Origin of the sequence: Methylocystis sp. IM3 (assembly GCF_038070105.1) — a bacterium.
Lineage (GTDB): Bacteria > Pseudomonadota > Alphaproteobacteria > Rhizobiales > Beijerinckiaceae > Methylocystis.
Map to the genome: position 1 here is coordinate 2,258,641 of NZ_JBBPBZ010000002.1, position 24,295 is coordinate 2,282,935.

The window sequence follows — 24,295 nt, forward strand, 5'->3', positions numbered from 1 at the left end:
ACGATTGCTTGCGCCGCCCGCGAACTGACCCGACGCATCTTGGAAGCGACGAGCAGCCAGACGCGTCGCAGCCTGAGCGCCCTCTAGGAACCTTGCGCAAACCCACTGGCAAGTCGCCAAAAACCGACATAATCTTAAGGGAACCATAGGCTGCGCGGCGACCGCCGCCCTCCCCTGCCTCGAGGTCGTTTTTTTGGCTGAACATCCCTTCGTCTATCCGCTCTCCCGCCGCCGCCTGATTCGCGTCGGGGCGCTCGGCGCCGCGGCTGCTTTCGTACGGCCCTCCTGGGCCAAGGATGGCGCAAAGGCGGCGACCGCCGTCGCCCCCGCGCCCGGCGAGACCGAGAGCCACGGCCTCTCGACTTTCGGCGATCTGGCCGAGCCGGAGAATTTCAAATTTTTCGGCTATGTGAACCCGAACGCGCCCAAGGGCGGCACGCTTGCGCTCTCGCCGGCGAGCCCGACCTTCGATACGTTCAACGCCTATGTGCTGCGCGGCAATCCCGCGACAGGCATGTCGCTCGTCTTCGACACGCTGATGAACCAGAGCCTCGACGAGCGCGACGCCTATTACGGCCTCGTCGCGAAGAAGGTGCGCATATCCCCCGACAAGCTCACCTACACGTTTCTGCTCCGCAAGGAGGCGCGTTTTCACGACGGCTCGCCGCTTACGGCGCATGACGCGGCCTTCTCGCTCAATATTCTCAAGTCCAAGGGGCATCCGGTCATCAGCCAGATGCTGCGCGATCTCGAGAGCGCGACGGCGGAGGCCGACGACGTCCTCGTCGTGAAATTCGCGCCCGGCCGCACGCGCGATTTGCCGCTCAATGTCGTGAGCCAGCCCATCTTCTCCCGCGCCTATTACAAGGACCGGGACTTCGAGACGACGACGCTCGAGCCGCCGCTCGGCTCCGGTCCCTACAAGGTCGGGCAGTTCGAACAGGGCCGCTACGTCGCCTTCCAGCGCGTGCCCGACTATTGGGCGAAGGACCTGCCGATCGCGAAGGGACAGGGCAATTTCGATGTCGTCCGCTTCGAATATTTCGGCGACTCGCAGGTCGCATTCGAGGCGTTCAAGGCCGGCGCCTTCACCGAGCGCGAGGAGAACATCGCCCGCGTCTGGTCGACGGGCTATGATTTTCCGGCCTTCAAGGACGGACGCGTCAAGCGCGCGACCATGCCCAACAACAACATCCCCAACATCCAGGGCTGGATGTTCAACACGCGCAAGAAAATCTTCAGGGACCCGCGCGTGCGCGAGGCGATTGGCTACGCCTTCGATTACGAATGGACGAGCCGCAATCTGATGTATGACGCCTACAAGCGCATCTCGTCCTATTTCGAGAATTCGGAACTCGCGGCGCGGGGCCTGCCGAGCGAGGCCGAAAAGGCGCTGCTCGAGCCCTGGCGGGACCAACTGCCGGCCGAGGTCTTCGGCGAGCCCTTCACGTCGCCCGTCTCGGACGGCTCGGGGCAGGATCGCGCCATGCTCAAAAAGGCGAACGATCTCTTCATCGCCGCCGGCTGCACCCGCAAGGATGGCGTTCTGCGCCTGCCGGACGGGACGCCGCTCGAGTTCGAGTTCCTCGACAATTCGAACGTCTTCGAGCGCCACACGCAGCCCTTCATCAAGAACCTCAAGCTTCTCGGCGTGACCGCCCGCATCCGCATCGTCGACGCCGCGCAATACAAGAAGCGGCTCGAGGATTTCGATTTCGACGTGGTTCACGACGTTATGATGATGGCGTGGAATCCCGGCGAGGAGCTTCGCGCCTATTTCAGCTCGCAGACCGCCAATGTGAACGGTTCGCGCAATCTCGCGGGGATTTCGCATCCGGCGGTGGACGCGCTCGTGGACAAGGCGCTACAGGCGAATTCGCGCGAGGAGCTCGTGACCTGCTGCCGCGCGCTCGACCGGGCGCTGCGCTCGCAGCGTTACTGGGTGCCGCATTGGTACAATCCGGTGCACCGCTACGCCTATTGGGATCTCTTCGGCCAGCCGGAGCGGCCGCCCAAATTCGACACGGGCGTGCTCTGGACCTGGTGGTGGGACGAGGAAAAGGCCCGCAAGATCAACTTCACGGGGCGCTGACGCATGGGAGCCTATATTGCCCGCCGGGTGCTGCTGATGATCCCGACGATCCTCGGCATCATGCTCATTTCCTTCGTCATCATCCAGTTCGCGCCCGGTGGACCGGTCGAGCGCATCATCGCGCAGCTTCAGGGCTTCGACGTTGGCGCGACGGGGCGGTTTTCCGGCGGCGGTGGCGACGTCGGCCAGGGTGCGGCGTCGCAGACCGGGCCCATGGCGGCGGAAAGCGCCTCCAAATATCGTGGCGCGCAGGGGCTCGACCCGAAATTCATCGCAGAACTCGAAAAGCAGTTCGGCTTCGACAAGCCGGCCTGGGAGCGGTTTCTGCTGATGGTCAAGAACTACGCCATGTTCGATTTCGGCCGCAGCTATTTTCGTGACGAGAGCGTGATCAAGCTGATCGGAGAGAAGCTTCCCGTCTCCATGTCGCTCGGCCTTTGGATGACGCTGTTTTCCTATCTGATCTCGATCCCGCTCGGCATCGCCAAGGCCGTGCGCGACGGCAGCCGCTTCGATATGTGGACATCGAATGTCGTGATCGTCGGCTACGCCATTCCGAGCTTTCTTTTCGCCATGCTGCTGATCGTGCTCTTCGCGGGGGGCTCATTCTGGCAGATTTTCCCCCTGCGCGGCCTGACCTCCGATGATTTCGACCAGCTCACGCTGTTTGGCAAGGTGAAGGATTATCTCTGGCACATCGTTCTGCCCGTCAGCGCCCTGACGCTCGGCGCCTTCGCGACGCAGACCTTTCTGACCAAGAATTCCTTCCTCGATGAGATCCGCAAGCAATATGTGCAGACGGCGCGCATGAAGGGCCTGACCGAGAATCAGGTTCTCTACGGCCACGTCTTCCGCAACGCGATGCTCATCGTCATCGCGGGCTTTCCGGGCGCCTTCGTTCACGCCTTCCTGACCGGCTCGGTGCTGATCGAAACCATCTTCTCGCTCGATGGCCTCGGCTATCTCTCATTCGAGAGCATCGTCAATCGCGATTATCCGGTGGTCTTCGCCAATCTCTATATTTTCGCCCTCGTGGGCCTGGTGGTGAATCTTCTGTCCGACCTGACCTATACCTGGATCGATCCGCGGATCGATTTCGAAACGCGCGAGGTCTAGAGATGGACGCCGTAACCGACGCGGGCGCGCGGCTCGCGCCTCCAATCGTCCGCAGCGGGCTCCTGCGCCTGTCGCCGCTCGATCAGCGCCGCCTCGCCAATTTCAAGGCCAACCGGCGCGGCTACTGGTCCTTCTGGATCTTCATGACGCTCTTCGTCATGTCGCTTCTGTCCAATATCCTCGCCAATGACCGTCCCATTCTCGCCTGGTACAAGGGCGAGCTGCTCTTCCCTGCTTTCGTCTCCTATCCGGAGGAGAAGTTCGGCGGCTTCCTGGCGCGCACGGATTACCGCGATCCGACGATCGAGAACGAGATCAGAGCCCATGGCTGGATGCTGTGGCCGCCGATCCGCTACTCTTACGACACGCATAATCTCGACCTCCCCACGCCCGCGCCGTCGCCGCCGACATGGCTGCTGACGAAGGCGCAATGCGAGGCGGCGGCGGCCAAGCTCATCAAGCCCGGTGAGCCAAACCGGGGCTGCGCGGACATTGAATGGAACTGGCTCGGCACGGACGATCAGGGCCGCGACGTGGTCGCGCGCCTTCTTTATGGCTTCCGCATCTCCGTCCTTTTCGGCCTCATTCTCGCGAGCATTTCGTCGGTCGTCGGCGTCGCGGCAGGCGCGGTGCAGGGATATTTCGGCGGGCGCGTCGACCTCGTGTTCCAGCGTTTCATCGAGGTGTGGTCCTCGCTGCCGCAGCTCTATCTGCTCATCATCATTTCATCTTTCCTGACGCCGGGCTTTTTCGTGCTGCTCGGCATTCTGCTGCTCTTTTCCTGGGTGTCTCTCGTTCACGTCGTTCGAGCGGAATTCCTGCGCGCCCGCAATTTCGAATATGTGAACGCCGCGCGGGCGCTGGGCCTGACGAATTTCCGCATCATCCTCAAGCACCTGCTGCCCAACGCCACGGTGGCGACGCTCACCTTCCTGCCCTTCATCCTCAACTCGTCGATCACGACGCTGACCGCGCTCGACTTTCTCGGCTTTGGTCTGCCGCCGGGCTCGCCATCGCTCGGCGAGTTGCTGCTTCAGGGCAAGTCCAACCTCCAGGCGCCCTGGCTGGGGCTGACAGGCTTCGCCATCATTGCGCTGATGCTGTCGCTTCTCGTCTTCGTCGGCGAGGCCGTTCGCGACGCTTTCGATCCGAGAAAGAATTTCCGGTGACGGACGACAAGACCCACGCCACGCCCCTCCTGGACGTACAAAATCTCTCCGTCTCCTTCCTGCAGGGAGGCACGGAAACCGTTGCGGTCGACAATGTCTCCTTCTCGCTCCAACGCGGGAAGACGCTCGCGCTCGTCGGCGAATCGGGCTCCGGCAAGTCGATCAGTGCGCTTTCCATCGTTCGGCTCCTGCCGCCGGGCGCTCTCGCCACGGGCAAGGCGCTCTTTGCGGGCGCGGACATGCTTACGATCAACGAGCGGCAGTTGCGCGCGATCCGCGGCGCGCGCATCACCATGGTCTTTCAGGAGCCGATGACTTCGCTCAATCCGCTGCAAACCATCGAGCAGCAGATCGCCGAGATACTCGAACTTCATGGGATGCGCGGCCGTGAGGCGACGCGCCCGCGCGTGATCGAGCTTCTCGGCGAGGTGGGCATTCCCGATCCCGAGGCGCGGCTCGGCGCCTATCCGCATCAGCTTTCCGGCGGGCAGCGCCAGCGCGTGATGATCGCCATGGCGCTCGCCAACAAGCCCGATCTGCTCATCGCCGACGAGCCGACGACGGCGCTGGACGTGACGGTGCAGGCGCAGATCATCGCCTTGCTGGAGCGCCTGCAACAGACCTACGGCATGGCGATCCTCTTCATCACGCACGATCTCAACCTCGTGCGCCGCTTCGCCGATACGGTTTGCGTCATGCAAAAGGGCCGCATCGTCGAGAGCGGCGAGGTGGGCGAGGTCTTCAACGCCCCGCAGCATCCCTACACCAGGGCGCTGCTGACCGCCGAGCCCAAGGGCGACCCCATCGTCGAGGACGAGAATGCGCCTGTCGTCATCTCCGCCGACGATTTGCGCATCTGGTTTCCCATCAAGCGCGGCTTCATGCGCCGGACGGTGGATTACATCAAGGCCGTGGACGGCGTGACTTTGAAGGTCCGCTCAGGCGGCACGGTCGGCGTCGTGGGCGAATCCGGCTCGGGCAAGACGACGCTCGCACTCGCCATGCTGCGGCTCATTCGCTCGGAGGGGCCGATCGTCTTCCTCGGCTCGCGCATCGACGGCAAGAGCGTCGCCGAGATGCGTCCGCTGCGACGCGACATGCAGATCGTGTTTCAGGACCCCTACGGCTCCCTCTCCCCGCGCATGTCGGTCGCCGAGATCGTCGCCGAGGGCCTCACCGTGCAACGGCCCGAGCTGTCGCTCGACGAACGGCGCGAGATCGTCGCCCGCGCGCTCAAGGAAACGGGCCTCGATCCGGCGACGATGGATCGCTATCCGCATGAATTCTCGGGCGGTCAGCGCCAGCGCATCGCCATCGCCCGCGCCATGGTGCTGGAGCCCAAATTCGTCGTGCTGGACGAGCCGACTTCGGCGCTCGACATGTCCGTGCAGGCGCAGATCATCGACCTGCTGCGCGACCTGCAACGGCGCCGCTCGCTCGCTTATCTCTTCATCAGTCACGATCTGCGCGTCGTGAAGGCGCTCGCAGGCCAGCTCATCGTCATGCGGCACGGAAAAGTGGTGGAGGCCGGGCCCGCCGAGGAAGTGTTTGCTCATCCCCAGAACGAATATACGCGGGCGCTGTTCGCCGCCGCCTTCCGCAATCAGGCCGAGCCTGTGAACGGCGCAGGTTAAGCAAATTGTAAAGCTGCCCGGCTACGATCTGCATCAAACCCCAACTGCAAGATCTTCGCGGTTCAAGAGCAGCACATGACAGCGCCCGCCGAGGAGGCAGCCGCCGCGATCCGCTCGCTCGGCGCCTCCGGCCCCATCGAAAACGCGCTGATCCTCGGCAGCGCCTTTTACGGCATAAGCGAGATCGGCGATCGCGTCGCAGCGATCCCCTATGCGCGCCTCCCCGGCTTTCCGGTCTGCGAAGGCGTCGAAGACGGGGAGCTGATCGTCTCGCTCGTCGATGGCGCGCCGACGGCGATCCTGAAGGGCTGCACGACTTTTTATGAGACCGGCGACCCCAGCCTCATGGCGACGCCTATCGAGACTCTGTCTATTCTCGGGACGCATAGCGTGCTCTGCGCGGGACTCGCGCGCTCGGCGCATAGCCATCTCCCCGTAAGCAGCATCGTGGCCGTGACCGACCATATCAATTTCACCGGCCTCAACCCGTTGATTGGCGCGGCCGCCGGCGGCAAGGCGATGATCGACATGAGCGAGGCCTACGACCGGCGGCAGCTTCGCCGCATGAAGATGGCCGCCGCCGCCGCCGGCGTCTCGCTTCTGGAAGGCGTCTTCATGTGGTTTTCCGGACCGAGCTTCGAAACACCGTCAGAAATGAAAGTCGCGCGGCAGTTCGGGGCCGATCTCGTCGGCTGGACAATCGCGCCGGAGGCTATTCTCGCGCGCCGCTACGGCCTTGCCTATGCGGCAGTCGCAGTTCTCACCGAGCCGCCGCCCGCCTGTGTCGGCAATGGTCCGCCCGCGGCCGGCGTCGTTGCGGCGAAGCGACTCGCGCGCGCCTTTCTCAGGATGCGTGGCTGACGGCCTCGGGCGACCCGGCGCGACGAGGATCACGCCAGACCAGCATCGTCGCTTCCATGATCTGCACCACCCGCCCGGCGGAGTCGCAGGTGCGGCCCTCGAACGACACGAGGCCGCGATCGGGCAGCGAGCGCGACACGCGCAGATGCGTGATCTCGCCCTCGATGTGCAGACGGTCTCCAGGCCGCACGGGCCGCTTCCACGAAATGCGCGTATCCACGCCGACGGCGCCGCCCGCGAATGTCACCCCGCAGCGGTAAAGCAGGTGACGCACGGTCGACGCCGCCGTTTGCCAGCCGCTCGCGATGAGCCCGCCGAACATGCTGTCGCGCGCGGCCTGCGGATCGGTGTGAAAATATTGCGGATCGTTCTCGCGCGCGAAGGCGATGATTTCCGTCTCGCCGATCTCCTCGGGCTCGGAGACGAAACGCATCCCCACGTGGAGATCCTCGAAATAGATGGTCTTGCTCATGGGTCGTTACCGGGACAGTCGCCGAACGCCGGTGATGTCGCCGGCGCCGACCTCGAGATTGCGCGCGCGCACCCGCTCGAGCGGCTCGCTCGACACGAGCATATGGGTTCCATTGGCGTGAAGGAGCGTCGCCTCATCGCGCATGACGCCGACGTGACCTTTCCAGAAGACGAGATCGCCGCGCATCAAGGGCGCGCCGAGCGCAATGGGCGCGCCGAGCTGCGCCTCCTGCATGTCGCTGTCGCGCGGCGCGTTCTGGCCCGCGGCGGCGAGCGCGATCTGCACGAGCCCCGAGCAATCGACGCCGATCGAGGACTTGCCGCCCCAGAGATAGGGCGCGCCGATCAGCCCTTCCGCGACCGCGACGAAATCGTCGGCCGGGGCGTCGAGCGGCGCGAGATGCGTGCGCCAGACAAAGCCCCTGTCGCGCGTCACGAGGAACGAGTCGCGCTCCTCGACGATCGAGACTTCGGCGGCGAGCGGCAGCGCCAACAGCGGCGGCTGTTTGATGCTGGCGGCAGGATAGACGAAAGTGCGCGGCACGCAGACGCGATGCGTCGGCGCGCTCACTTCGCTCCATAAAGCGTTGGCGGCGATCCAGCCGACATAGCCGTCGCCCGCAAGCTGGGCCCAGGCCCAGCCCTCCTCCTCGTCATAGACGGTCACGCGCTCCCCATAAAGCGCCTGCGTGTCGATGGGCGAGTCCGGCCGCGGCTCGCGCCGCATGTCCACGACGCCCTCCTTCACCTCCATAACGACGCCTTCGACATAGCGGTCGGCGGCGACGCGGCCCTTCAGATAGGCGGCGGCCAGGTCGGCGCGGGCGGGGGTCAGGCGCCGGTCGAAAACATCCGTCATGCCGTCGCCCTTTCCTTCGCGCGCTTCTCGATGAGGTCATAGAGCAGCCGTGCGCTCTGCACCTCGCCTCCCTCCGGACGGCCCGGCTTCGTCGAGGGGTTCCAGCAATAGACGTCGAAATGCGCCCAGCGCGCCGGATCGGCGACGAAGCGGCGCAGGAACAGCGCCGCGACGATGGAGCCCGAGAATCCTCCGCTCGTCACGCTCACGACATCGGAGATCTTGCCGTCGAGGCCGCTGTCGTAATTCTCCCAGAGCGGCATGCGCCAGACGGGATCATTCGTCGCGCGGCCGTGCGCGGAAATCGCCTCGGCGAGCGCGTCGTCGCCCGTATAGAAGGGCGGCAATTCCGGTCCGAGCGCCACGCGCGCGGCGCCGGTGAGCGTCGCGAAGTCGAAGAGGAGGTCTGGCTGATCCTCGCTCGCATAGGCGAGCGCGTCGGCGAGAATGAGACGCCCCTCCGCGTCGGTGTTGCCGATCTCGACGGTGAGCCCCTTGCGGCTGCGGTAGATGTCGCTCGTGCGGAAAGCGTTCGACGAGATCGAATTCTCGACGATGGGCAGCAGCACGCGCAGCCGCACGGGAATGGCGGCGTCCATGAGCATTGCGGCCAGCGCCAGCGCCGTTGCCGCGCCGCCCATGTCCTTCTTCATGAGCGCCATGGCGGACGACGGCTTGATGTCGAGGCCGCCCGAGTCGAAACACACGCCCTTGCCGACGAGCGTCACCTTCAGCCCGTCTTCGGGTCCATGCGTGAATTCGACCAGGCGCGGCGCTTGCGCGGCCGCGCGGCCGACCGCGTGGATGAGCGGGAAATTTTCGGCAAGCAGGGCGTCGCCGACGATCGCGCGCGCCTGCGCGCCGTGTTTCGCGGCGAGCGTCAGCGCAGCCTCCGCCAGCGCCTCGGGCCCCATGTCGTTCGCCGGCGTATTCACGAGATCACGGCCGAGCGCGGCGGCGGCGGCGATGCGTTCCACACGCGCGCGGTCCACTCCCTCGGGCGCGCAAAGGCGCGGCGCGTCGCCCTTGGGCGTGACATAGCGGGTGAAGGCGTAGCTTGCGAGAAGAAAGGCGAGCGCCGCCTGTTCGGGATCGGCGACGCCCTCCCCCAGCCGGTAGAGCCCCGGCGGCAGCGCCGCCGCGAGCTTGCCGGCCAGAAAGGCGTCGCGCTTTTTCGCCTCTGCGTCCTCGACGCCGAAGAAGGCGCGGGCGGCGGCGCCGTCGAATGCGGGTGCAAGAAGGAGGCTGCCCGGCTTGCCGTCGAAGCGCGCGGCCTCGGCCATCGCCAAAACGGCCGCCGGCAGTCCGACACTCACCTCCGGCCAGCGGGCCTTGTCCACGAAATCGACTGGAATCGCGTCGGCGGACCAGTCCTCGAGCTTCGTCGTCATCGGCGTTTACAGCCTCCGTTAAGCTTCCGTTAGGGTTAACGCTTTATTGCCGAGCTTACGCATCGTATCTTTTATGGAGCAGCCCCGCCCGTGACAAAGGCGCCCCCCGCCCCGTCCCGCGTCGTCTGCGCTCTGGCGCTCGCCGCATCGCTTTGCCTTTCAGCCTGCAACAGACCCTCACTTGGCGACATTACCGGCTCCATCAGCCGAGATTCCGCCACTCTTCCACAGGACGAAACGGCGCTGCGACGCTTCGCGGAGGAATGGGGGCGTCGCTATGACAGAAACCCTCGGGACAAGACCACCGCGATGACTTACGCCAGGGCGCTGCACGCTCTGGACCAGAACGCGCAGGCCGTCGCCGTGATGCAGGGGCTGGCGATCGCCTATCCCGAGGATATGAAGGTGCTTGGCGCCTATGGCAAGGCGCTTGCGGATGCAGGCCGGCTGACCCAGGCGGCCGAAGTGCTGGAGAAGGCGCATACGCCAGAGCGGCCCGACTGGTCCATTCTGTCGGTCCAGGGCTCGATATCCGATCAACTCGGCGACCACGACGGCGCCCGAAGATATTACGAAGCCGCGCTGAAAATTCGCCCGAACGATCCTCATGTCCTGTCAAATCTCGGGCTCTCCTACGCCTTGTCGAAGAACTTGCCGCGCGCCGAAGAGACGCTGCGTCTCGCCGTGAGCCAGCCTGCCGCGGATGCGCGCGTGCGCCAAAATCTTGCGTTGGTGCTCGCGCTTCAGGGGAAATTCTCCGAGGCGGAGGAATGGTCGCAACGCGACCTGTCGCCCGCCGACGCGGCGCGCAACGTCGCCGCCATCCGCGAGATGATCTCGCAATCGGACGCCTGGCGCGAGATCCAGGCTGGAGCCGGGAAGAAGTACGGCGCGGCAAGATAGGCCGGGCCGTCTTTCCTGCAATCCGCCTCTCCGTTCAGCAGCGACCGCGCTCCCCGGCGCCCCTTCTTTACCGATCGTTAGCCATAGCACCTTATTGCTACGCTTCAGTCGCTGTGGAGGGCGTTTCCGTGAATGACGCCATGTCTTCGAGACGCATGCTGATCGCCGGGTCCTCGCGGGCGCGCATGGAAGCGCGCGCAACGCTCCTCATGCGGCTGTCGCTGGTCCTTATCGCTTTTCTCCTCAACGGCGATTTCCATCCCAACCTCATCCCCGCCGGCCATGACCCGAATTCGCAGCAAACAATGGGCCTCGCCTTTTGGCTCGTGATCCTTGCGTGCAGCTTCTTCCTGACGCCGATTCTCGAAATCGAGTGGAGCGCCGGGCTTTACGTCGTTTTTGCCTTTTTCGGACTGGCGATGGCCTCGGCCTTTTGGGCGGAAGAGGTGCAGACCAGCTTGCTCAAGTCCGTCGCGCAACTCATCATCCTCATCGGCGCGTGGCGTCTCGTACTCACATTTCCGTGGCCTGAGATCACGAACTGCATACAGCTCGGACTCTTCGCAATCTGCGCCCTCTCGGCGGCGACGGCGATCTTCGTCCCGAGCATCGGCGTGCTGAGCGATTACATGCATGGCGGGCAGTGGAGCGGTCTTTTTTCCTCCAAGCAGACTTTGGGAATTTGCGCCGCAATGCTGCTCTTTTTCTCGGGATTCCAGCTCATGCACGCGGCGCGATTTGCTCCATACGGCTGGATTTCCGTCGCAGTCTCGGTTCTCTGCCTGCTCGCCTCGGGTTCGCGAGGCGGCGGCGTCGTGGCCGTCACAGCGATCGCAGCAATCTATCTCATGAGCAAATGGCGCTCCTTCGCGCGCGCCCTGGCTTTTGCGCCTTTCGTCATGGGAGTCGCGGCAACTGGCGTCATCGCCTATCTGCTTTATACGCAGAACCGCTATCTGGTGGTTTTCGGCTCGAATCTCGACATCACCGAACGAACGTTCATCTGGCATCACGCATTGAGCTTTTTAGGGCGCTTTCCGTGGTTTGGAGCCGGCGTCAACGGCTTTTGGACGCAAGACGTCGTCAGAGATCTGTTCACGGAACGCTACAAGTGGTTCCTCGACAATTATCATAGCGGCTACATAGCCATCATCATGGAGACAGGGGTCGTCGGCTATGCACTCTTTCTGCTTGCCAATCTTTCCTTTGCTTTCCGCGTTGAAGAGCTGAGCCGAAAGCCTCGCGTTTCGATGAGCGAGATTTCATTTTGCGTCGGCTACCTGTTCCTGGTTTTCGTCATCGACTTCACGGAAACATATTTCCTGCGCTCGACGAACATCGCGGCGACGCAAATCATCATGGTCATGGCCTTTGTATTTGCACGGCCCACGACCGCTTCGCAGGCCTCCGCGCCGGACGCCACGATCTGCCTCGGCGCCCAGAGACGCCGCCAGGCCACGCGCGCGGGGGCGCTCGGAGGGATGGGCTGATGCGCCGGATTTACAAGTCAGTCGCCGTCCTGCCTTCGCTCTTCGCAGCCGGCGCCTGGGCGCTCGCCTCCGACCCCTCGCCAGACGTGACCCATTTGAGAAGAGGCGTGAACATTCTGGGTTACGACGGCATATGGGAGGGCGGCGCCGACAATCCGTTTCGCATGTCGGATTTCAAGCGCATACGTCAGGCGGGCTTCGACCACGTTCGGGTTAATTTCTTCGGCTTCCGCTACTTCGACAAGAAAGGCGCGCTCGACGAGCGCGTGCTCGGCATATTGGACAGCGTGTTCGACCACGCGAACGCCGAAGGTCTCTGGGTCGTGCTCGACCAGCATGACAATGAAGGCTGCCAGATCGAGCCCGAGGGCTGCAAGACTCGTCTCGCCTCCTTCTGGAGACAAATCTCGGCGCGATACAAAGGCAAGAGGCCGGGCTTGGTCTATGAGATTCTCAACGAGCCTGGCGGCGCCATGAGCCATGCGCAATGGAATGACGCCCTCGCCGAGGCGCTCGCCACTATTCGGGCAAAAGAGCCGGAGCGGCTGGTCATCGTCGGAGCTCTCAATACGAGCGATATGGCGGCTGTCGGAAAGCTCGCACTCCCCGCCGGAGACAGGCGGCTGATCGTGACGGTGCATTATTACGATCCGTATCGCTTCACTTTTCAGGGAGCGAGCTGGAGCGAGGAGTTTTCCAAGGTGCGCAACGTCGCCTGGGGCGCCGACGCGTCACGCCAGAAGATTGCAGACGATTTCGCCGTGGTCGCGCGCTGGAGCAAGGCGGAAAACCGACCGGTCTATCTGGGCGAGTTCGGCGCGATGGAAACGGCGCCGCCTCTCTCGAGAGCGGACTGGACGCGCCATGTGGCCCGCACCGCCGAAAGCCTGGGATGGGGCTGGGCCTATTGGCAATTCGACCATGACTTCTCCTTGACGGAAGCCGTAACGCGCGAATGGAACAAGCCTCTCCTCGATGCATTGATCAAGTGAAACCCGTGACAGAGCAGGAATTTTCGACAGGATGGCCGGACACGCGGGCGGGCCGGGCGGCCGGGCCGCCGACGCCCCGCGCTCTGGCGCGCGCGCTTCTCCTTTTCGCTGGCCGCAACATCCGCCGGATTATCGCGACCGGACTTCCGATCGCCGCCCTCGCCTTCGGATTATCCGTCTTCTTCTTGAGGGAATATTCGGCGACGGCCGTGGTGATGATCGATCCGCGCGCCGCGCGCGTGACGGAGAAGGCCGGCGTGCTCGCCAATATAGGCGCGGACCTCAACGCGATCGAAAGCATCGTGCAGGTCGCGAAATCCGACGGGTTCGTCGGCGCCGCCGTCGACCAGCTCGAACTCACCCATAATCCCGTTTTCGCCGGCAAAGGCGCGACGGAAGAGCTTCTGCGGCAATCCACGATCAAGAAACTTGCGTCGCGCCTGAGCGTCGCGCGCCGCGGCACGACCTATGTCATCGACGTTACCGTCAAGTCGCCCTCGGCCGCCGAAAGCGCCAGAGTGGCCAATGGGGTCGCCCAGAGGATTCTCGACGATCAGGCGACCCTGCGCTCGGGCCTCAGCGCCACGACCGCCCGCGAGATCGAGAAGCGGCTGACCGAGTTGCGCGTAAGAGTCAACGACGCCGAGCGCGCCGTCGCGGAATTCAAGACGAAGATCCGGATAACCGACGCCGGACAGGGCAATACGCTGCTCGAACGGCGTCTCGCAGAACTCAACCAGCAATTGGTGCTTGCAGCCGCGCGCACGGCCGAGGCGCGGGCGCGCTACGAATTGCTGCGCAAGGCGGGCGCCAATGCCGGCGAAAGCCTGCCGCAGGAAATCCAGTCGAGCGTCCTCACGGCGCTGCGCGCCGAATTTGCGCGCCTTTACCGGCAATCCGCGGATCAGGCGACGGTTCTTGGACCGCGCCATCCGGACGTCAGCAGCCTGAACGCCCAGATCGCAAATATGCGGCGGCAGATCAGCAGCGAAGTCAGCCGCATGATTTCCGGTGCGAAGAGTGGTTTCCTCGAAGCCGAGGCGCGAGAATCCGAGCTGAGGCGCCAGCTCGAGGCGACACAGGCGGAAAGCGGCGAGCTGGGGCCGCAAATGGTCAAACTCACGGCGCTCGAGCGTGAAGCCAAGGCGGAGCGTGCGGTTTTCGAGGAGCTGCTCAGCCGGCAGAGAGAATTGGCCCAGATCAACGGCCTTGAACCGAGCGACGTGCGCATTGTCTCCCTCGCCGAACCGCCGGCGAGCCCTTCGCCCGGCAAGATCGTCCTCATGCTCGTCAGCCTGGGGATCGGCCTTTCCATCGGCCTCGCTTCAGCGGCTTTTCGAGAGTGGCGACTGCCGACGCTGAGGACAGGCGCGCAGGCGGAAAGACTGGGCGGCGTCGAGGCGCTCGCCTATCTCCCGGTGGCGTCCACGCCGTCGAAGGACGATCCCGGCGACGCCGAGGCGCCCGATCTGACCCCGTGGCTGCCAGAAATCTGCCGTGGCCTCGCCTCGCCCAGCGCCAGCAAGGAGGGCATGGTCATTCTGGTTTCCTCATCGCTCCGAGGCGAGGGACGCTCCACCGTCGCCATCAATCTCGCGGCGTTTCTGTCGCGCGGCGGCTACCGCGTCCTGCTGATCGAGGCCGACCACGCCGACCAGATGAAAAAGCCGGCCCGTGGCCTCCTCGACATTCTGGCGGCGAAGGAAAACCTCAAATCCGTCCTGACCCCGCAATCAGCCTACGGCTACACGCTCCTGCCTTACGGCGGGCCCCGCGCGGCGGAGCGGACCGATATCGGCGCGCTGATGAGCGGCGCGACCCTGCGCGCGCTGCTGAAAGTCGCGCGCCGGTGGTTCGATGTCGTCGTCATCGACGGGCCGCCGGCGCTCGAAGGGCCTCATGCGCCCTTCCTCGCCGCACAGGCCGACAGGCTCCTTTTCATCGTCGAGTGGAACAAGACGCATCGCGACGACGCCGCGATGGCGCTGGATCGTCTCGACGTGGCTCCGGCCGGCGTCATCTTCAACAAGACCGACGCCGCGGGCCTGCGCCTCTATGATCCCGATCAGGCCCGCCGACTCGAACGCCGGACGCGCGCCGCCTGATGGCGACGGCGCGCAAGGGCGTCAGCGCAGGCCTGGGAAGCCGGACGGAACGCCGGGCTCGGCGCCGCTCCTGCGCGGCCGCGGCCACTGATCCAGACGCGGGGCCTGCTGCGGCGCCTGCATGGCCGGCTGCGCAGGCGGCGGCGGGCGCATGGTCGGCATGGAGACAGGTGGCGGGCGATTCATGGCGGGTCCGCGCATATCGGGCGGCGCCAGCGCCCGCATGGGCGGCGGCATGTCGGGCATGCGCGGCTGTATCTCGCGCATTTGTGGCGGCAGTCCGGGATAGCGGGCTTCCGGCATGGCGTTCGGACGAGGCGGCGCGATGTCGCGCGGCGCGCCCATCCCTCGCGGCATATCTGGCCGCGGATAGGCGCGGGCGGGCGGAGCATCGGGCATGCCGCGCATGGCCGGCATGAACGGCGCGCCGGGCGGCGGCTCGCGAACCTGCCTCGGCAGCCGTGGGCCCCCCATGCCGCCCGGCGCGAGTCCGGCGGGGCCGCCTCCAAGATCCGCCGGGGGCATGGGACCCGCCGGGGGAATGGGACGCGGCGGGCGCATGGGATTCGGCGCCGGCCCATATCCGCCGCCCCTGTAGGGGCTCGCGAGGTCGCCGCGGCCCAGGCCGGGCGCCATGCGGTCGGGCTGCGCCGGCGGCCTCAATCGGTCGCGCAACGGAACCATCCGCCTGCCCGCCTGAGCAGGCTCCTGCCCGGCGCCCGCCGGCGATGGCAAGCCCGCAGGAGACGGCAGGGCGCGGTCCCTTTGGGCTCGATCCTTCACCGCGGGCGGGAGGCCCGGCGGCGCGGCCACAGGCGCAGAGCCGGGGCGTGGCGGGAGAAGCCCGCCCGCGCCAGCGGGCGGCGTCGGCAGGGCGTGGTCCTTCCCCGGAAGGGCCGCCGGAAGCGGCGTTCCAGGCGCAAGAGCGGCGGGCGCGGCCCCCGGCGGCGTCCCGAGGGGCGGATGCGGCAAAAGCTGTGCGGGAGCGGCGACAGGCCCCTGAGCGCCCAACGGCGGCGTCAGCGGCGCGGCTGGACGCGCTGCGCCGGAGAAGGCTCCGCCGGGTGGAGTCGCGGCTGGCGTCGTCGGCATCCCTGGCGCCAAACCTCCCGGCGCCAAACCTTGCGCATCTGCGGGAACGATACTGCGCTTGGCGATGAAATGCGGAAGCGCCGCGCCAATTCCCACGGCGGCGGCGCCCGCGCCGGCGGCGGTGAGAGCCTCGGTGGAAATCACGCTCCCTGCGGGGTTGCGGATGATGACCTGATTCTCAACAGGATTCAGCGCCACGGCGTTGTGGACGTTGGCGTAGATGAGATTGGGCGGCGGCGGCGCGATATAGGCCGGCGGGCGCTGCCAGACGGGAATCGGCACATAGGGCGGCGCCGGCAGCACATAGGGCTCGACCACGATGATCGGCGGCGGCAGCACGATGAAGTCCGGCGGCGGCGGCGGAAGGAACCAGATCGGCGGCGGCGGAGGCGGCGGGAAGCCCCAGACCGGATCGCCGAAGAACATCCCCGGCTGATCGACGAAGACAAGCTCATCCGGCGGCGGCGGCGGATAGCCGTAATCCACCATGGCGAAGTCCGGCGGGGGCTCGAATTCATAACGCAGCTCGGCGAGGCGGCGGCGGGCGTCCCAGGCATGCGGCCCCGTGGGATAGCGGCGCAGATAGGACCAATAGGCGTCGGGCGTGTCGATCATGCGGGAGCGCCGCCAGGTCATGGCCTCACGCCGGGCCGCCAGCATGGCCCGCGCGCGTTTCGCATAGGGCGACGACGGATAGCTCGCGACGTAGTCCTGATAGCCCTGCAAGGTGTCGCGCCGCAGCGCGGCCGAATAGCCGTCCTCGGGACCGAGCGCGCCAATGGGCTGCGACAGACGCGCCACGTCCTCCTTGCGCAGTGGCGCGCCCGCCTCGCGCTCGAAGAAGATGAAATCGGTCTCGACGCGCTGCGAATTCCACGGGACTTGCGCGCCCTTGGTCATCTCGGAAACGCGCAGACGCGTGTTCTCGAAGACCTCCATCAGCGGCCGCCCGCCATCGCGCATCATCTCCGCGAGCGCATGGGCGTAGGGGCCGTAATCGCCGGTCGCCTCCGGCGCAGTTGTTCCCGGCGCGGCGTTGTAGGCGAGAAGCGCGCGACCGCCCGGTTCATAGAGCGCAAGGCCGCCCGCAAGCGGCTGGCCCGCGAGCTTGAACGGATTGGCGCGCGCCACGTCCAGCGCGACGACCGCGAGCTTGGCGCCGGAGGCCGCGAGCGGCTTCAGATAATCGGAGACGCGCAGTCCGCGCAGCGGAATGTCGGCATCGCGGGCGACCTGCGCGTCGACAGGCAGAACATAGTTCTCGCCCTCGAGCTGGAGGCCGTAGCCGGAGACATAGATGAAGGCGACCGCATCGGACCCCGCCTGAGCGGTCTTGTCGAGAAAGTCGCGAAACGCCTGTTTCAGCGCCGTTTCCTCGAGATCGCGGGCGCCGGTCACGTCGAATCCCGCGGCCTGCAAAGTTTGCGCGACGAGGCCGGCGTCATTCGCCGCCGTAGCGATGGGCTTTGCAGGATAGGCCGCCTCGCCGATGACGAGCGCCAGGCGCCGCTCGGCCGCCAGAGCGCCCGCGCCCTGTCCCGCGGCGAAGGCGAACAGGACAAGCGCCGCAAGCGCGAGACTGCGTAATAACTGCATCGTCGTTTCTCCTCGCGGCGCCCCGCGATCCGCGCATCATCCGCCTCATCCAGCAGACCGCCCCTGAACAGAGGCTGAACCACGTCAGGAAGTCACTGGCTGCAAAACGAAAAACAACCCGCCGATTCTTTGGACGATTTGTGGAATTTTTGGGCGCTCGGCGCCCGGAGGGCGCCCAGGAGGGAAGCAGCCGCCTGCGCCTGCCGCGCTTGTCCCATCTGGCACGACCATTGCTGTCAAAACGCCCATCCTGCATTCAACGACAGCAACATGCCCGCATGAAAATCATCACAGCCATCATCAAACCCTTCAAGCTCGACGACGTGCGCGACGCGCTCATGGCGCTCGGCGTCTTTGGAATGACCGCCACCGAGGTCAAAGGTTACGGTCGCCAGAAGGGCCACGCCGAAATCTACCGCGGCGCGGAATACATCATCTCCTTCCTGCCGAAGATAAAGGTCGAGATCGCCCTGGCCGACGAACTCGTCGACAGCGCCGTCGAGGCCGTCCGCAAGGCGGCCTATACGGGCCAGATCGGCGACGGCAAGATTTTCGTCACGCCGCTGGAGCGCGCCCTGCGCATCCGCACCGGCGAATCCGACAATGAGGCGCTGTAGCGGCGGCTGACCCCTGCCCCCCGCGAACCGCCGGCCGAACCCCCACAAGCGACACTGGACGCTCCCTCGGATGCGAATGATAGTTGCGGCTTTCGCCGCCCTCCTCGCCACCCCCGCCCTCGCGCAGGACGCGCCGAAGATCGACGGCGCCGACACCGCCTTCATGATCGTCGCCACGGCGCTGGTGCTGATGATGACCCTGCCCGGCCTCGCGCTCTTCTACAGCGGGATGGTCCGCAAGAAGAATGTGCTCGCCACCATGGCGCAGAGCCTCATCGCCACAGCGATCGTCTCGCTTTTGTGGATGGCCGTCGCCTACAGCCTGACCTTCTCGGGCGACGGGGCCTTGATCGGCGACACGGCGCGCGTCCTGCTGCGCGACATCGGCATGGACACGGTGAGCCCCCTCGCCGGCACGATTCCGGAAATGCTGTTCATGGCCTATGAGATGACCTTCGCCGTCATCGCCTGCGCCCTGGTCGGCGGCTCGGTGGCCGAGCGCATGAGGTTTTCGGCCTTCATCCTCTTCTGCGTCGTCTGGCTCTTCATCGTCTATGTGCCCTCGGCGCATTGGGTGTGGGGCGGCGGCTTCCTCCAGAAGATGGGCGTGCTCGACTTCGCGGGCGGCACGGTCGTGCATATCAACGCCGGCGTCGCAGGTCTCGTCTGCGCGCTGGTGCTGGGCAACCGCGTCGGCTTTGGCCGCGAGAACCTGTCGCCTTTCGACCTGTCGCTCGCCGTCGTCGGCACGGGCCTCCTGTGGGTCGGCTGGTTCGGGTTCAACGGCGGCTCGGCGCTCGGCGCCAATTCGCGCGCCGTTTTCGCGATCATCGCCACCCATCTCGCCGCCTGCTCGGGCGCGCTTGTGTGGAGCGGGCTGGAATGGATCGAGCGCGGCAAGCCTTCCGTCCTCGGCGTCGTCTCCGGCGCCGTCGCGGGGCTCGGCACCATCACCCCAGCCTCGGGCTATGTCCTGCCCTGGCACGGCGTCGTCATCGGCCTGATCGCGGGCGCCGTCTGCTACTGGTTCTGCACCGTGGCGAAGCACAAGTTCCGCTACGACGACACGCTCGACGTCTTCGGCGTCCACGGCGTCGGCGGCATCATCGGCACATTGCTCGCGGGCGTCTTCGCGACCCGCGCCGTCACGGCCTCGAACGACAGCCCCGGCGTCGCCGGCCTGCTGGAGGGCGACCCCCATCAATTCGTGGTGCAGGCTATCGGCGTCGGCGTGACGATCGTCTGGTGCGTCATCGGCACGTTGATCACGCTGAAGATCGTCTCCTTCTTCACGAAGCTGCGCGTCACCAGCGACGACGAGCGCGAGGGCCTCGACATCGCGCTGCACGGGGAAGCGCTACATCAGTAAGAGGGCGCGATCGGGCAGATCCTCTCCCCGACTGGCGGGGGGAGGATTTGCATCCAATCATCGTTGACGGCGCCTGCTCGGATTATGGGGTAAAATAGCACCACAAGCGCGAGTCGCCCGGTTTTCTGGCCCTTTGAGCCCGGCGATATCCTACGAAAGCACTTGACGGCTCGTCCCGCATCCCCTATCCACCCGCATCCGAACAGTTCGTTCAGACGGAATTCGAGATCCCATGTACGGCAAGACATACTCGGCGAAGCCCGCCGACATCGAAAAGAAATGGGTGCTGATCGACGCCTCCGGGCTCGTCGTCGGCCGCCTGGCCACGATTATCGCGCTGCGCCTGCGCGGCAAGCACAAGGCCACCTTCACCCCCCATATGGACGACGGCGACAATATCGTCGTCATCAACGCCGACAAGGTCGTGCTGACCGGCCGCAAGCGCGACCAGAAGGTCTATCACCACCACACCGGCTTCCCGGGCGGCATCAAGGAGCGCTCGGCCAAGTTCCTGCTCGAAGGCCGCTACCCGGAGCGCGTTCTGGAGAAGGCCGTGCAGCGTATGCTGCCGCGTGGGCCGCTCGGCCGCCAGCAGCTCGGCAATCTGCGCGTCTACAAGGGCGCCGAGCATCCGCATGCGGCGCAAAATCCGCAGACGCTCGACGTCGCCGCCCTGAACGCCAAGAATAGCCGGAGCGCCTGATTATGGCCGAGACCACCCTTTCCTCGCTCTCTGACCTCAATCAGGCGGCCGTCGCCGCTGCGGCCGAAGCGCCGAAATACGAGCAGAAGCTCGACAAATACGGCCGCGCCTACGCCACCGGCAAGCGCAAGAACGCCGTCGCCCGCGTCTGGATCAAGCCCGGCTCCGGCAAGATCACCGTCAATGGCCGCGACATCGAAGTCTATTTCGCGCGTCCGGTTCTGCGCATGATCCTGCAGCAGCCGCTCGGCGTCGCCAAGCGCACCGGCCAGTACGACCTCGTCGTTTCGGTCGCCGGCGGCGGTCTCTCGGGACAGGCCGGCGCGGTGCGCCACGGCCTCGCCAAGGCGCTGACCCACTACGAGCCGGAGCTGCGCTCGCCGCTCAAGAAGGAAGGCTTCCTCACCCGCGACTCGCGCGTGGTCGAGCGCAAGAAATACGGCAAGCGGAAAGCCCGCCGGTCGTTCCAGTTCTCGAAGCGCTAACGAGCAAAAGCGCCGCAACAGGCGCTTTTCTCAAAATAAAGAGCACATCAAAGCCAGGCTACGCCTGGCTTTTTTGTTACGTACGATTGAACATGCCATGAATTGCCTTGCCGGGAATTGCTGCTCACGCTCCTGCGCCGGTCGCGGCGCTGGCCACCTCCCTCACGCTTCTGCCCTTCGCCCTGATGCTGCTGCGCGCCGCCTTCGCGCTGCCTCGCCTAATGTCGCCGAAAGGATTTGAGGTCGAAACTGTTCAGGTTACGCCACCCGCAGAACAGCAAGGCCCGAATGCCCGATTCTCTCGCCGCTCTTCTTCCATCCTCCTTTCAGACGGTCCACCTTGTCCTTTTGCTCTTTTCAGCGCCCGTTCTCGCGGTCTGGTGGCTTGGGTTCCGCATGCCCCTGGGCCGCAGGCGCTTCACCCGCAACATCGTGATCGCCGCGCCGGCCGACGCGGTCTGGCGCCTGCTTGACCCGCTCGGTCCGGGCGGCGGCCGGCGGCTGGTCGACGAGGCGCGCGACGTCAGAGTCATTTCTCGATCGCCGCTGCGGCTCTCGCTGGCCCGCCGCCCGCGCGGCGCTGAGCGCCTTTTCGACATCATCGAGGAAGATTGCCTTGTGGATCGAGCGGCGGGGCGGCTCATCCTCGATGGCGGCGGCGTGCGCTCGCTTGTCGAGCTGACAGCCGCAGGCGACGGAACGCAGATTTCGGCGAGCTATGAGAAACACGTTTCCGGCTTGTGGGATTATGAGCGGACCCGGCTCTTTCTGGCCCGCGATCTATTCGAACTCGCGCATGACGCGACCGCCGGGGAGGCGGAATTTCCGCTGTTTCGCTTTTTCGGCTGGCGGCTCGCCCTGCTGCGCGCCCTGGGCGCGTCTGTCATGGCGACCTCCGCCCTGACGCTGGCCGGCTATCTGGCGCGGGAGTGGGCGCCCGTTCGGCGTCTCGCCGACGCCCACGGAGCCTCGGACATTCCCTTAGCCTTCGGCGTGGTCGCGTCACTCATATTCTTGCTGCTGCTCATGGGCGTCGCAGCATGGGCCATTCACGAATTCGGCCATGCGCTGGCCTCGGCGGCCTTCCGACGCCGCGCGAAGAGGTTGAACATTGTCTCGATCCAAAACCACGAGCCCTTCTGTCCGCGCGACGAAGCAAGCGCCTTCGAGGCTGGCGCGATCAGCCTCGCCGGGCCCGCTTTTTCGGCGCTTGCGATATTCGCGCTTGACCTGGCTGCGCCGGCGTGGCGCATCGACTCGTTCCTGGCCTTCGGCCTGCTGGTTTTTTTCAAGGCTGTTCTCCTGTGCTTCAATACCTATTCCCTCATCCAGAAAGGCAGTTCGGACGCCGAACCGGTCCTCGACGCGATCTTTGGCGCGGGCGAGCGCAATGCCGTCTCGAAGTCATCGTCCGCAGCCGGGGAGGCCATGTTTTCCACGGCCGGGAGAGGCGATTTGGGAGCTCTGTCGCTGATGGTTCTTGCGATCTCATGGCTGCGCGACCGGCGGCTTTCCGCGCTGGTCAAAGCAGACTGGCGGCGGCGCGCCCTGGCCGCGGGCCTCGCCCTCGTCGTCGGTTTTTACGCCTATGAAGCCAGCCACATGTTTTCACGCGCAGTCATGGCCGGGCCCAAGGCGTCGCAGGGCGCTCCGGGTGGGAAGAAATAAAAATCCCAAGGTTCCTTTGATTCAGGCAAGGTCCTTTGGTTCAGGATTGCGTCGGCCAAGCAAAGCCCCTTTCCCCGCGCGGCGCTTTTCGCCTAATTAGCCTCTTCCTGGCGAGAGGATGCGGAATTGGTCGGAGCGGGGACGGATCACACCAAACAGGCGCTCACGGGCGGGCCGGCCATCATTCTGGTGCGCCCGCAGCTCGCCGTGAACATCGGCATGTGCGCGCGCGCCATGGCAAATTTCGGCCTTTCCGATCTGCGGCTCGTATCGCCGCGCGAGGGGTGGCCGCGCACCGGCGCCTATCGCAAGGGCGCCTACGCCGCCGCCGCCGGGGCCACGCATCTGCTCGAGGGCGCGAAGCTCTATGACAGCGTGCGCGAGGCCATCGCGGACCTGAATTTCGTCTACGCCACCACGGCGCGCGGGCGGGGGCAGATGAAGCCCGTGCTCACGCCGGGAAAGGCCCTTCCTGACACGGCCGCGCGGATGGCGGCCGGGGAGGCCCACGGCTTTCTCTTCGGCCCCGAGCGCACCGGGCTCGACAATGACGACGTGGCGCTCGCCGACGCGATCCTCACCTTCCCCGTCAACCCCGCCTATGCCTCGCTCAATCTGGCGCAATCGGTGCTGCTGGTGGGCTACGAATGGTTCCGCGCCGCCCATGGCGACGCCATCCCCTACGAGATCGAGGAGCGATCGCCTCCCGCGACGCGCGAAATGACGCTCGCCTTCTTCGACTTTCTGGAGGAGGAGCTCGACAAGCGCGGCTTCTTCCGGCCGCTGGACAAGAAGCCGGTGATGTCGCGCAATCTGCGCAACATGTTCCACCGCATGGGGCTGACGCAGCAGGACGTGCGCACGCTGTGGGGCATGGTGGTGCGGCTCGTCGAAGGTCCCCGCCGCGACCCCAAGAAGGTCTGGCGGCGAAAGAAGCTGACGGAAGAGGCGGAGAGCTGACGCCCTGCCGAGCCCGCCCTAAATATGCGCTATCGCGACCTTGCGAAGCGGCCGGCCTGTCGGCTGTAGGGAGGGACCAGATGCGTTACGTTCTTGCCGCGATCCTCCTGTGCGCGGTCGCCGCGCCGACGGCGTCCGCCCGCCCCGCGGCCGCGTCTCACCCAGCCTCCTCGAAGAGCGACGCGACCCAGGCCGCCAAGCGCAGCAAGGCGCCGGCGCAGCGCGAGGGTCGCGGCGGCGTCAACTCCGGTGGCATTCATCCCTTGGTCGGAAGCGGCGACTATTAGACTTCGCCTCAGTGGAACGACCGCTTCGCGTCCTGCCGCGCCGGGGCCGGCGGAGCGAGCGGGCTCGCCTGATGATGCGAGAGCCGCCAGCGCCCATCCGCGCGCTTGAACCAGTTGGTCGCGAGCAGGAGCCCGCCGCCGACTTCCTCCACGCAAAAGACCCGGCCGTCCGCGCCGTCGATGACGAGCCGCTCCTCGCGCGCCGTCACCGCCTCCTGCGAGGTATTGCGGAAAATATCGCGATAAGAGCCGAGCACCGGGGCGCGGCCGATGAGGACCGGCCAGCCGGGATGCACGCAGGTCACGCCATCCTCGGCCCAGACCGCCTCCATGGCGGCGAGGTCGCGGGCGGCGAAGGCGCGGTAATAGGCTGCGTTGGCGGCGAGGAGGGCGTCTTCGTCCATGGGGAGAGCTTGGTCACATTTGCGCCCGGCT

At 65.7% G+C, this 24,295-nt stretch carries 21 protein-coding genes; 16 read left to right on the plus strand and 5 right to left on the minus strand.

Annotated elements, in window-relative coordinates; genetic code table 11:
• Positions 1–193 precede the first annotated feature (193 nt).
• The 5 genes from WOC76_RS13060 (at position 194) to WOC76_RS13080 (ending at position 6,872) form a co-directional block, all read left to right on the plus strand.
• Positions 194–2,092, plus strand: a complete 1,899-nt coding sequence (locus WOC76_RS13060) for an extracellular solute-binding protein (protein WP_341106318.1) — start codon at positions 194–196, stop codon at positions 2,090–2,092.
• Positions 2,093–2,095: 3 nt separating this feature from the next.
• A complete protein-coding gene (locus WOC76_RS13065; RefSeq protein WP_341106317.1) occupies positions 2,096–3,208 on the plus strand; it encodes a microcin C ABC transporter permease YejB in 1,113 nt (370 codons plus the stop codon).
• Positions 3,209–3,210: 2 nt separating this feature from the next.
• The gene (locus tag WOC76_RS13070) at positions 3,211–4,377 is read left to right on the plus strand and encodes an ABC transporter permease (protein WP_341106315.1); all 1,167 of its coding nucleotides are present in this window, start codon (positions 3,211–3,213) and stop codon (positions 4,375–4,377) included.
• Complete coding sequence (locus WOC76_RS13075) at positions 4,374–6,011, plus strand: ABC transporter ATP-binding protein (protein WP_341106313.1); 1,638 nt, start codon at positions 4,374–4,376, stop codon at positions 6,009–6,011. The genes WOC76_RS13070 and WOC76_RS13075 overlap by 4 nt, the downstream gene beginning before the upstream one ends.
• A gap of 75 nt (positions 6,012–6,086) precedes the next feature.
• On the plus strand, positions 6,087–6,872 hold the full coding sequence (locus WOC76_RS13080; RefSeq protein WP_341106312.1) for a phosphorylase family protein: 786 nt from the start codon (positions 6,087–6,089) through the stop codon (positions 6,870–6,872).
• Here WOC76_RS13080 and WOC76_RS13085 read toward each other — a convergent pair.
• The 3 genes from WOC76_RS13085 to WOC76_RS13095 are packed head-to-tail and all read right to left on the minus strand — an operon-like array spanning position 6,856 to position 9,593.
• Positions 6,856–7,344 carry a MaoC/PaaZ C-terminal domain-containing protein gene (locus tag WOC76_RS13085; protein WP_341106310.1) on the minus strand — a complete coding sequence of 163 codons (489 nt, stop codon included), beginning with the start codon at positions 7,342–7,344 and terminating at the stop codon, positions 6,856–6,858. The genes WOC76_RS13080 and WOC76_RS13085 overlap by 17 nt on opposite strands.
• A 6-nt stretch (positions 7,345–7,350) precedes the next feature.
• Complete coding sequence (locus tag WOC76_RS13090; RefSeq protein WP_341106309.1) at positions 7,351–8,202, minus strand: C40 family peptidase; 852 nt, start codon at positions 8,200–8,202, stop codon at positions 7,351–7,353.
• The gene (locus WOC76_RS13095; RefSeq protein WP_341106306.1) at positions 8,199–9,593 is read right to left on the minus strand and encodes a leucyl aminopeptidase family protein; all 1,395 of its coding nucleotides are present in this window, start codon (positions 9,591–9,593) and stop codon (positions 8,199–8,201) included. The genes WOC76_RS13090 and WOC76_RS13095 overlap by 4 nt, the downstream gene beginning before the upstream one ends.
• 90 nt (positions 9,594–9,683) lie before the next feature.
• On the opposite strand from WOC76_RS13095, the gene WOC76_RS13100 reads away from it, so the two are divergent.
• The 4 genes from WOC76_RS13100 to WOC76_RS13115 all read left to right on the plus strand — a co-directional run bounded on the left by WOC76_RS13100 (position 9,684) and on the right by WOC76_RS13115 (position 15,083).
• Positions 9,684–10,496, plus strand: a complete 813-nt coding sequence (locus WOC76_RS13100; RefSeq protein WP_341431441.1) for a tetratricopeptide repeat protein — start codon at positions 9,684–9,686, stop codon at positions 10,494–10,496.
• A gap of 128 nt (positions 10,497–10,624) precedes the next feature.
• Positions 10,625–11,986, plus strand: a complete 1,362-nt coding sequence (locus tag WOC76_RS13105; RefSeq protein WP_341106303.1) for an O-antigen ligase family protein — start codon at positions 10,625–10,627, stop codon at positions 11,984–11,986.
• Positions 11,986–12,978 carry a glycoside hydrolase family 5 protein gene (locus WOC76_RS13110; protein WP_341106301.1) on the plus strand — a complete coding sequence of 331 codons (993 nt, stop codon included), beginning with the start codon at positions 11,986–11,988 and terminating at the stop codon, positions 12,976–12,978. Before WOC76_RS13105 ends, WOC76_RS13110 begins: the two co-directional genes overlap by 1 nt.
• Entirely contained in the window at positions 12,975–15,083 is a 2,109-nt protein-coding gene (locus tag WOC76_RS13115; RefSeq protein ID WP_341106299.1) for a GumC family protein, read from the plus strand. The genes WOC76_RS13110 and WOC76_RS13115 overlap by 4 nt, the downstream gene beginning before the upstream one ends.
• A 21-nt stretch (positions 15,084–15,104) precedes the next feature.
• Here WOC76_RS13115 and WOC76_RS13120 read toward each other — a convergent pair whose 3' ends face one another.
• Entirely contained in the window at positions 15,105–17,771 is a 2,667-nt protein-coding gene (locus tag WOC76_RS13120) for a caspase family protein (protein ID WP_341106297.1), read from the minus strand.
• Between the two features lie 278 nt (positions 17,772–18,049).
• On the opposite strand from WOC76_RS13120, the gene WOC76_RS13125 reads away from it, so the two are divergent.
• From WOC76_RS13125 to WOC76_RS13155, 7 genes are all read left to right on the plus strand, one after another.
• On the plus strand, positions 18,050–18,388 hold the full coding sequence (locus tag WOC76_RS13125) for a P-II family nitrogen regulator (RefSeq protein WP_341106295.1): 339 nt from the start codon (positions 18,050–18,052) through the stop codon (positions 18,386–18,388).
• A 70-nt stretch (positions 18,389–18,458) separates the two neighbouring features.
• A complete protein-coding gene (locus tag WOC76_RS13130; protein WP_341106294.1) occupies positions 18,459–19,757 on the plus strand; it encodes an ammonium transporter in 1,299 nt (432 codons plus the stop codon).
• A gap of 232 nt (positions 19,758–19,989) precedes the next feature.
• Positions 19,990–20,460, plus strand: coding sequence for a 50S ribosomal protein L13 (gene rplM / locus WOC76_RS13135; protein WP_341106293.1), 471 nt, complete (start codon positions 19,990–19,992; stop codon positions 20,458–20,460).
• A 2-nt stretch (positions 20,461–20,462) separates the two neighbouring features.
• Positions 20,463–20,945 carry a 30S ribosomal protein S9 gene (rpsI, locus tag WOC76_RS13140; protein WP_341106291.1) on the plus strand — a complete coding sequence of 161 codons (483 nt, stop codon included), beginning with the start codon at positions 20,463–20,465 and terminating at the stop codon, positions 20,943–20,945.
• Between the two features lie 288 nt (positions 20,946–21,233).
• Positions 21,234–22,613, plus strand: coding sequence for a hypothetical protein (locus tag WOC76_RS13145; protein WP_341106289.1), 1,380 nt, complete (start codon positions 21,234–21,236; stop codon positions 22,611–22,613).
• Between the two features lie 126 nt (positions 22,614–22,739).
• Positions 22,740–23,573, plus strand: coding sequence for an RNA methyltransferase (locus tag WOC76_RS13150; protein WP_341106288.1), 834 nt, complete (start codon positions 22,740–22,742; stop codon positions 23,571–23,573).
• A gap of 80 nt (positions 23,574–23,653) precedes the next feature.
• A complete protein-coding gene (locus tag WOC76_RS13155) occupies positions 23,654–23,860 on the plus strand; it encodes a hypothetical protein (protein WP_341106286.1) in 207 nt (68 codons plus the stop codon).
• An 8-nt stretch (positions 23,861–23,868) separates the two neighbouring features.
• On the opposite strand, the gene WOC76_RS13160 is transcribed toward WOC76_RS13155, so the two are convergent.
• Positions 23,869–24,264, minus strand: coding sequence for a nuclear transport factor 2 family protein (locus tag WOC76_RS13160; protein ID WP_341106285.1), 396 nt, complete (start codon positions 24,262–24,264; stop codon positions 23,869–23,871).
• Between the last annotated feature and the right edge of the window lie 31 nt (positions 24,265–24,295).

Excerpts from the sequence above, each read along its gene's own strand:
- WOC76_RS13065 (WP_341106317.1), top strand. The coding sequence starts at position 2,096 with ATGGGAGCCTATATTGCCCGCCGGGTGCTGCTGATGATCCCGACGATC.
- WOC76_RS13070 (WP_341106315.1), top strand. The coding sequence starts at position 3,211 with ATGGACGCCGTAACCGACGCGGGCGCGCGGCTCGCGCCTCCAATCGTC.
- WOC76_RS13080 (WP_341106312.1), top strand. The coding sequence starts at position 6,087 with ATGACAGCGCCCGCCGAGGAGGCAGCCGCCGCGATCCGCTCGCTCGGC.
- WOC76_RS13085 (WP_341106310.1), bottom strand. The coding sequence starts at position 7,344 with ATGAGCAAGACCATCTATTTCGAGGATCTCCACGTGGGGATGCGTTTC.
- WOC76_RS13090 (WP_341106309.1), bottom strand. The coding sequence starts at position 8,202 with ATGACGGATGTTTTCGACCGGCGCCTGACCCCCGCCCGCGCCGACCTG.
- WOC76_RS13095 (WP_341106306.1), bottom strand. The coding sequence starts at position 9,593 with ATGACGACGAAGCTCGAGGACTGGTCCGCCGACGCGATTCCAGTCGAT.
- WOC76_RS13110 (WP_341106301.1), top strand. The coding sequence starts at position 11,986 with ATGCGCCGGATTTACAAGTCAGTCGCCGTCCTGCCTTCGCTCTTCGCA.
- WOC76_RS13120 (WP_341106297.1), bottom strand. The coding sequence starts at position 17,771 with ATGCAGTTATTACGCAGTCTCGCGCTTGCGGCGCTTGTCCTGTTCGCC.
- WOC76_RS13125 (WP_341106295.1), top strand. The coding sequence starts at position 18,050 with ATGAAAATCATCACAGCCATCATCAAACCCTTCAAGCTCGACGACGTG.
- WOC76_RS13130 (WP_341106294.1), top strand. The coding sequence starts at position 18,459 with ATGCGAATGATAGTTGCGGCTTTCGCCGCCCTCCTCGCCACCCCCGCC.
- rplM (WP_341106293.1), top strand. The coding sequence starts at position 19,990 with ATGTACGGCAAGACATACTCGGCGAAGCCCGCCGACATCGAAAAGAAA.
- rpsI (WP_341106291.1), top strand. The coding sequence starts at position 20,463 with ATGGCCGAGACCACCCTTTCCTCGCTCTCTGACCTCAATCAGGCGGCC.
- WOC76_RS13145 (WP_341106289.1), top strand. The coding sequence starts at position 21,234 with ATGCCCGATTCTCTCGCCGCTCTTCTTCCATCCTCCTTTCAGACGGTC.
- WOC76_RS13155 (WP_341106286.1), top strand. The coding sequence starts at position 23,654 with ATGCGTTACGTTCTTGCCGCGATCCTCCTGTGCGCGGTCGCCGCGCCG.
- WOC76_RS13160 (WP_341106285.1), bottom strand. The coding sequence starts at position 24,264 with ATGGACGAAGACGCCCTCCTCGCCGCCAACGCAGCCTATTACCGCGCC.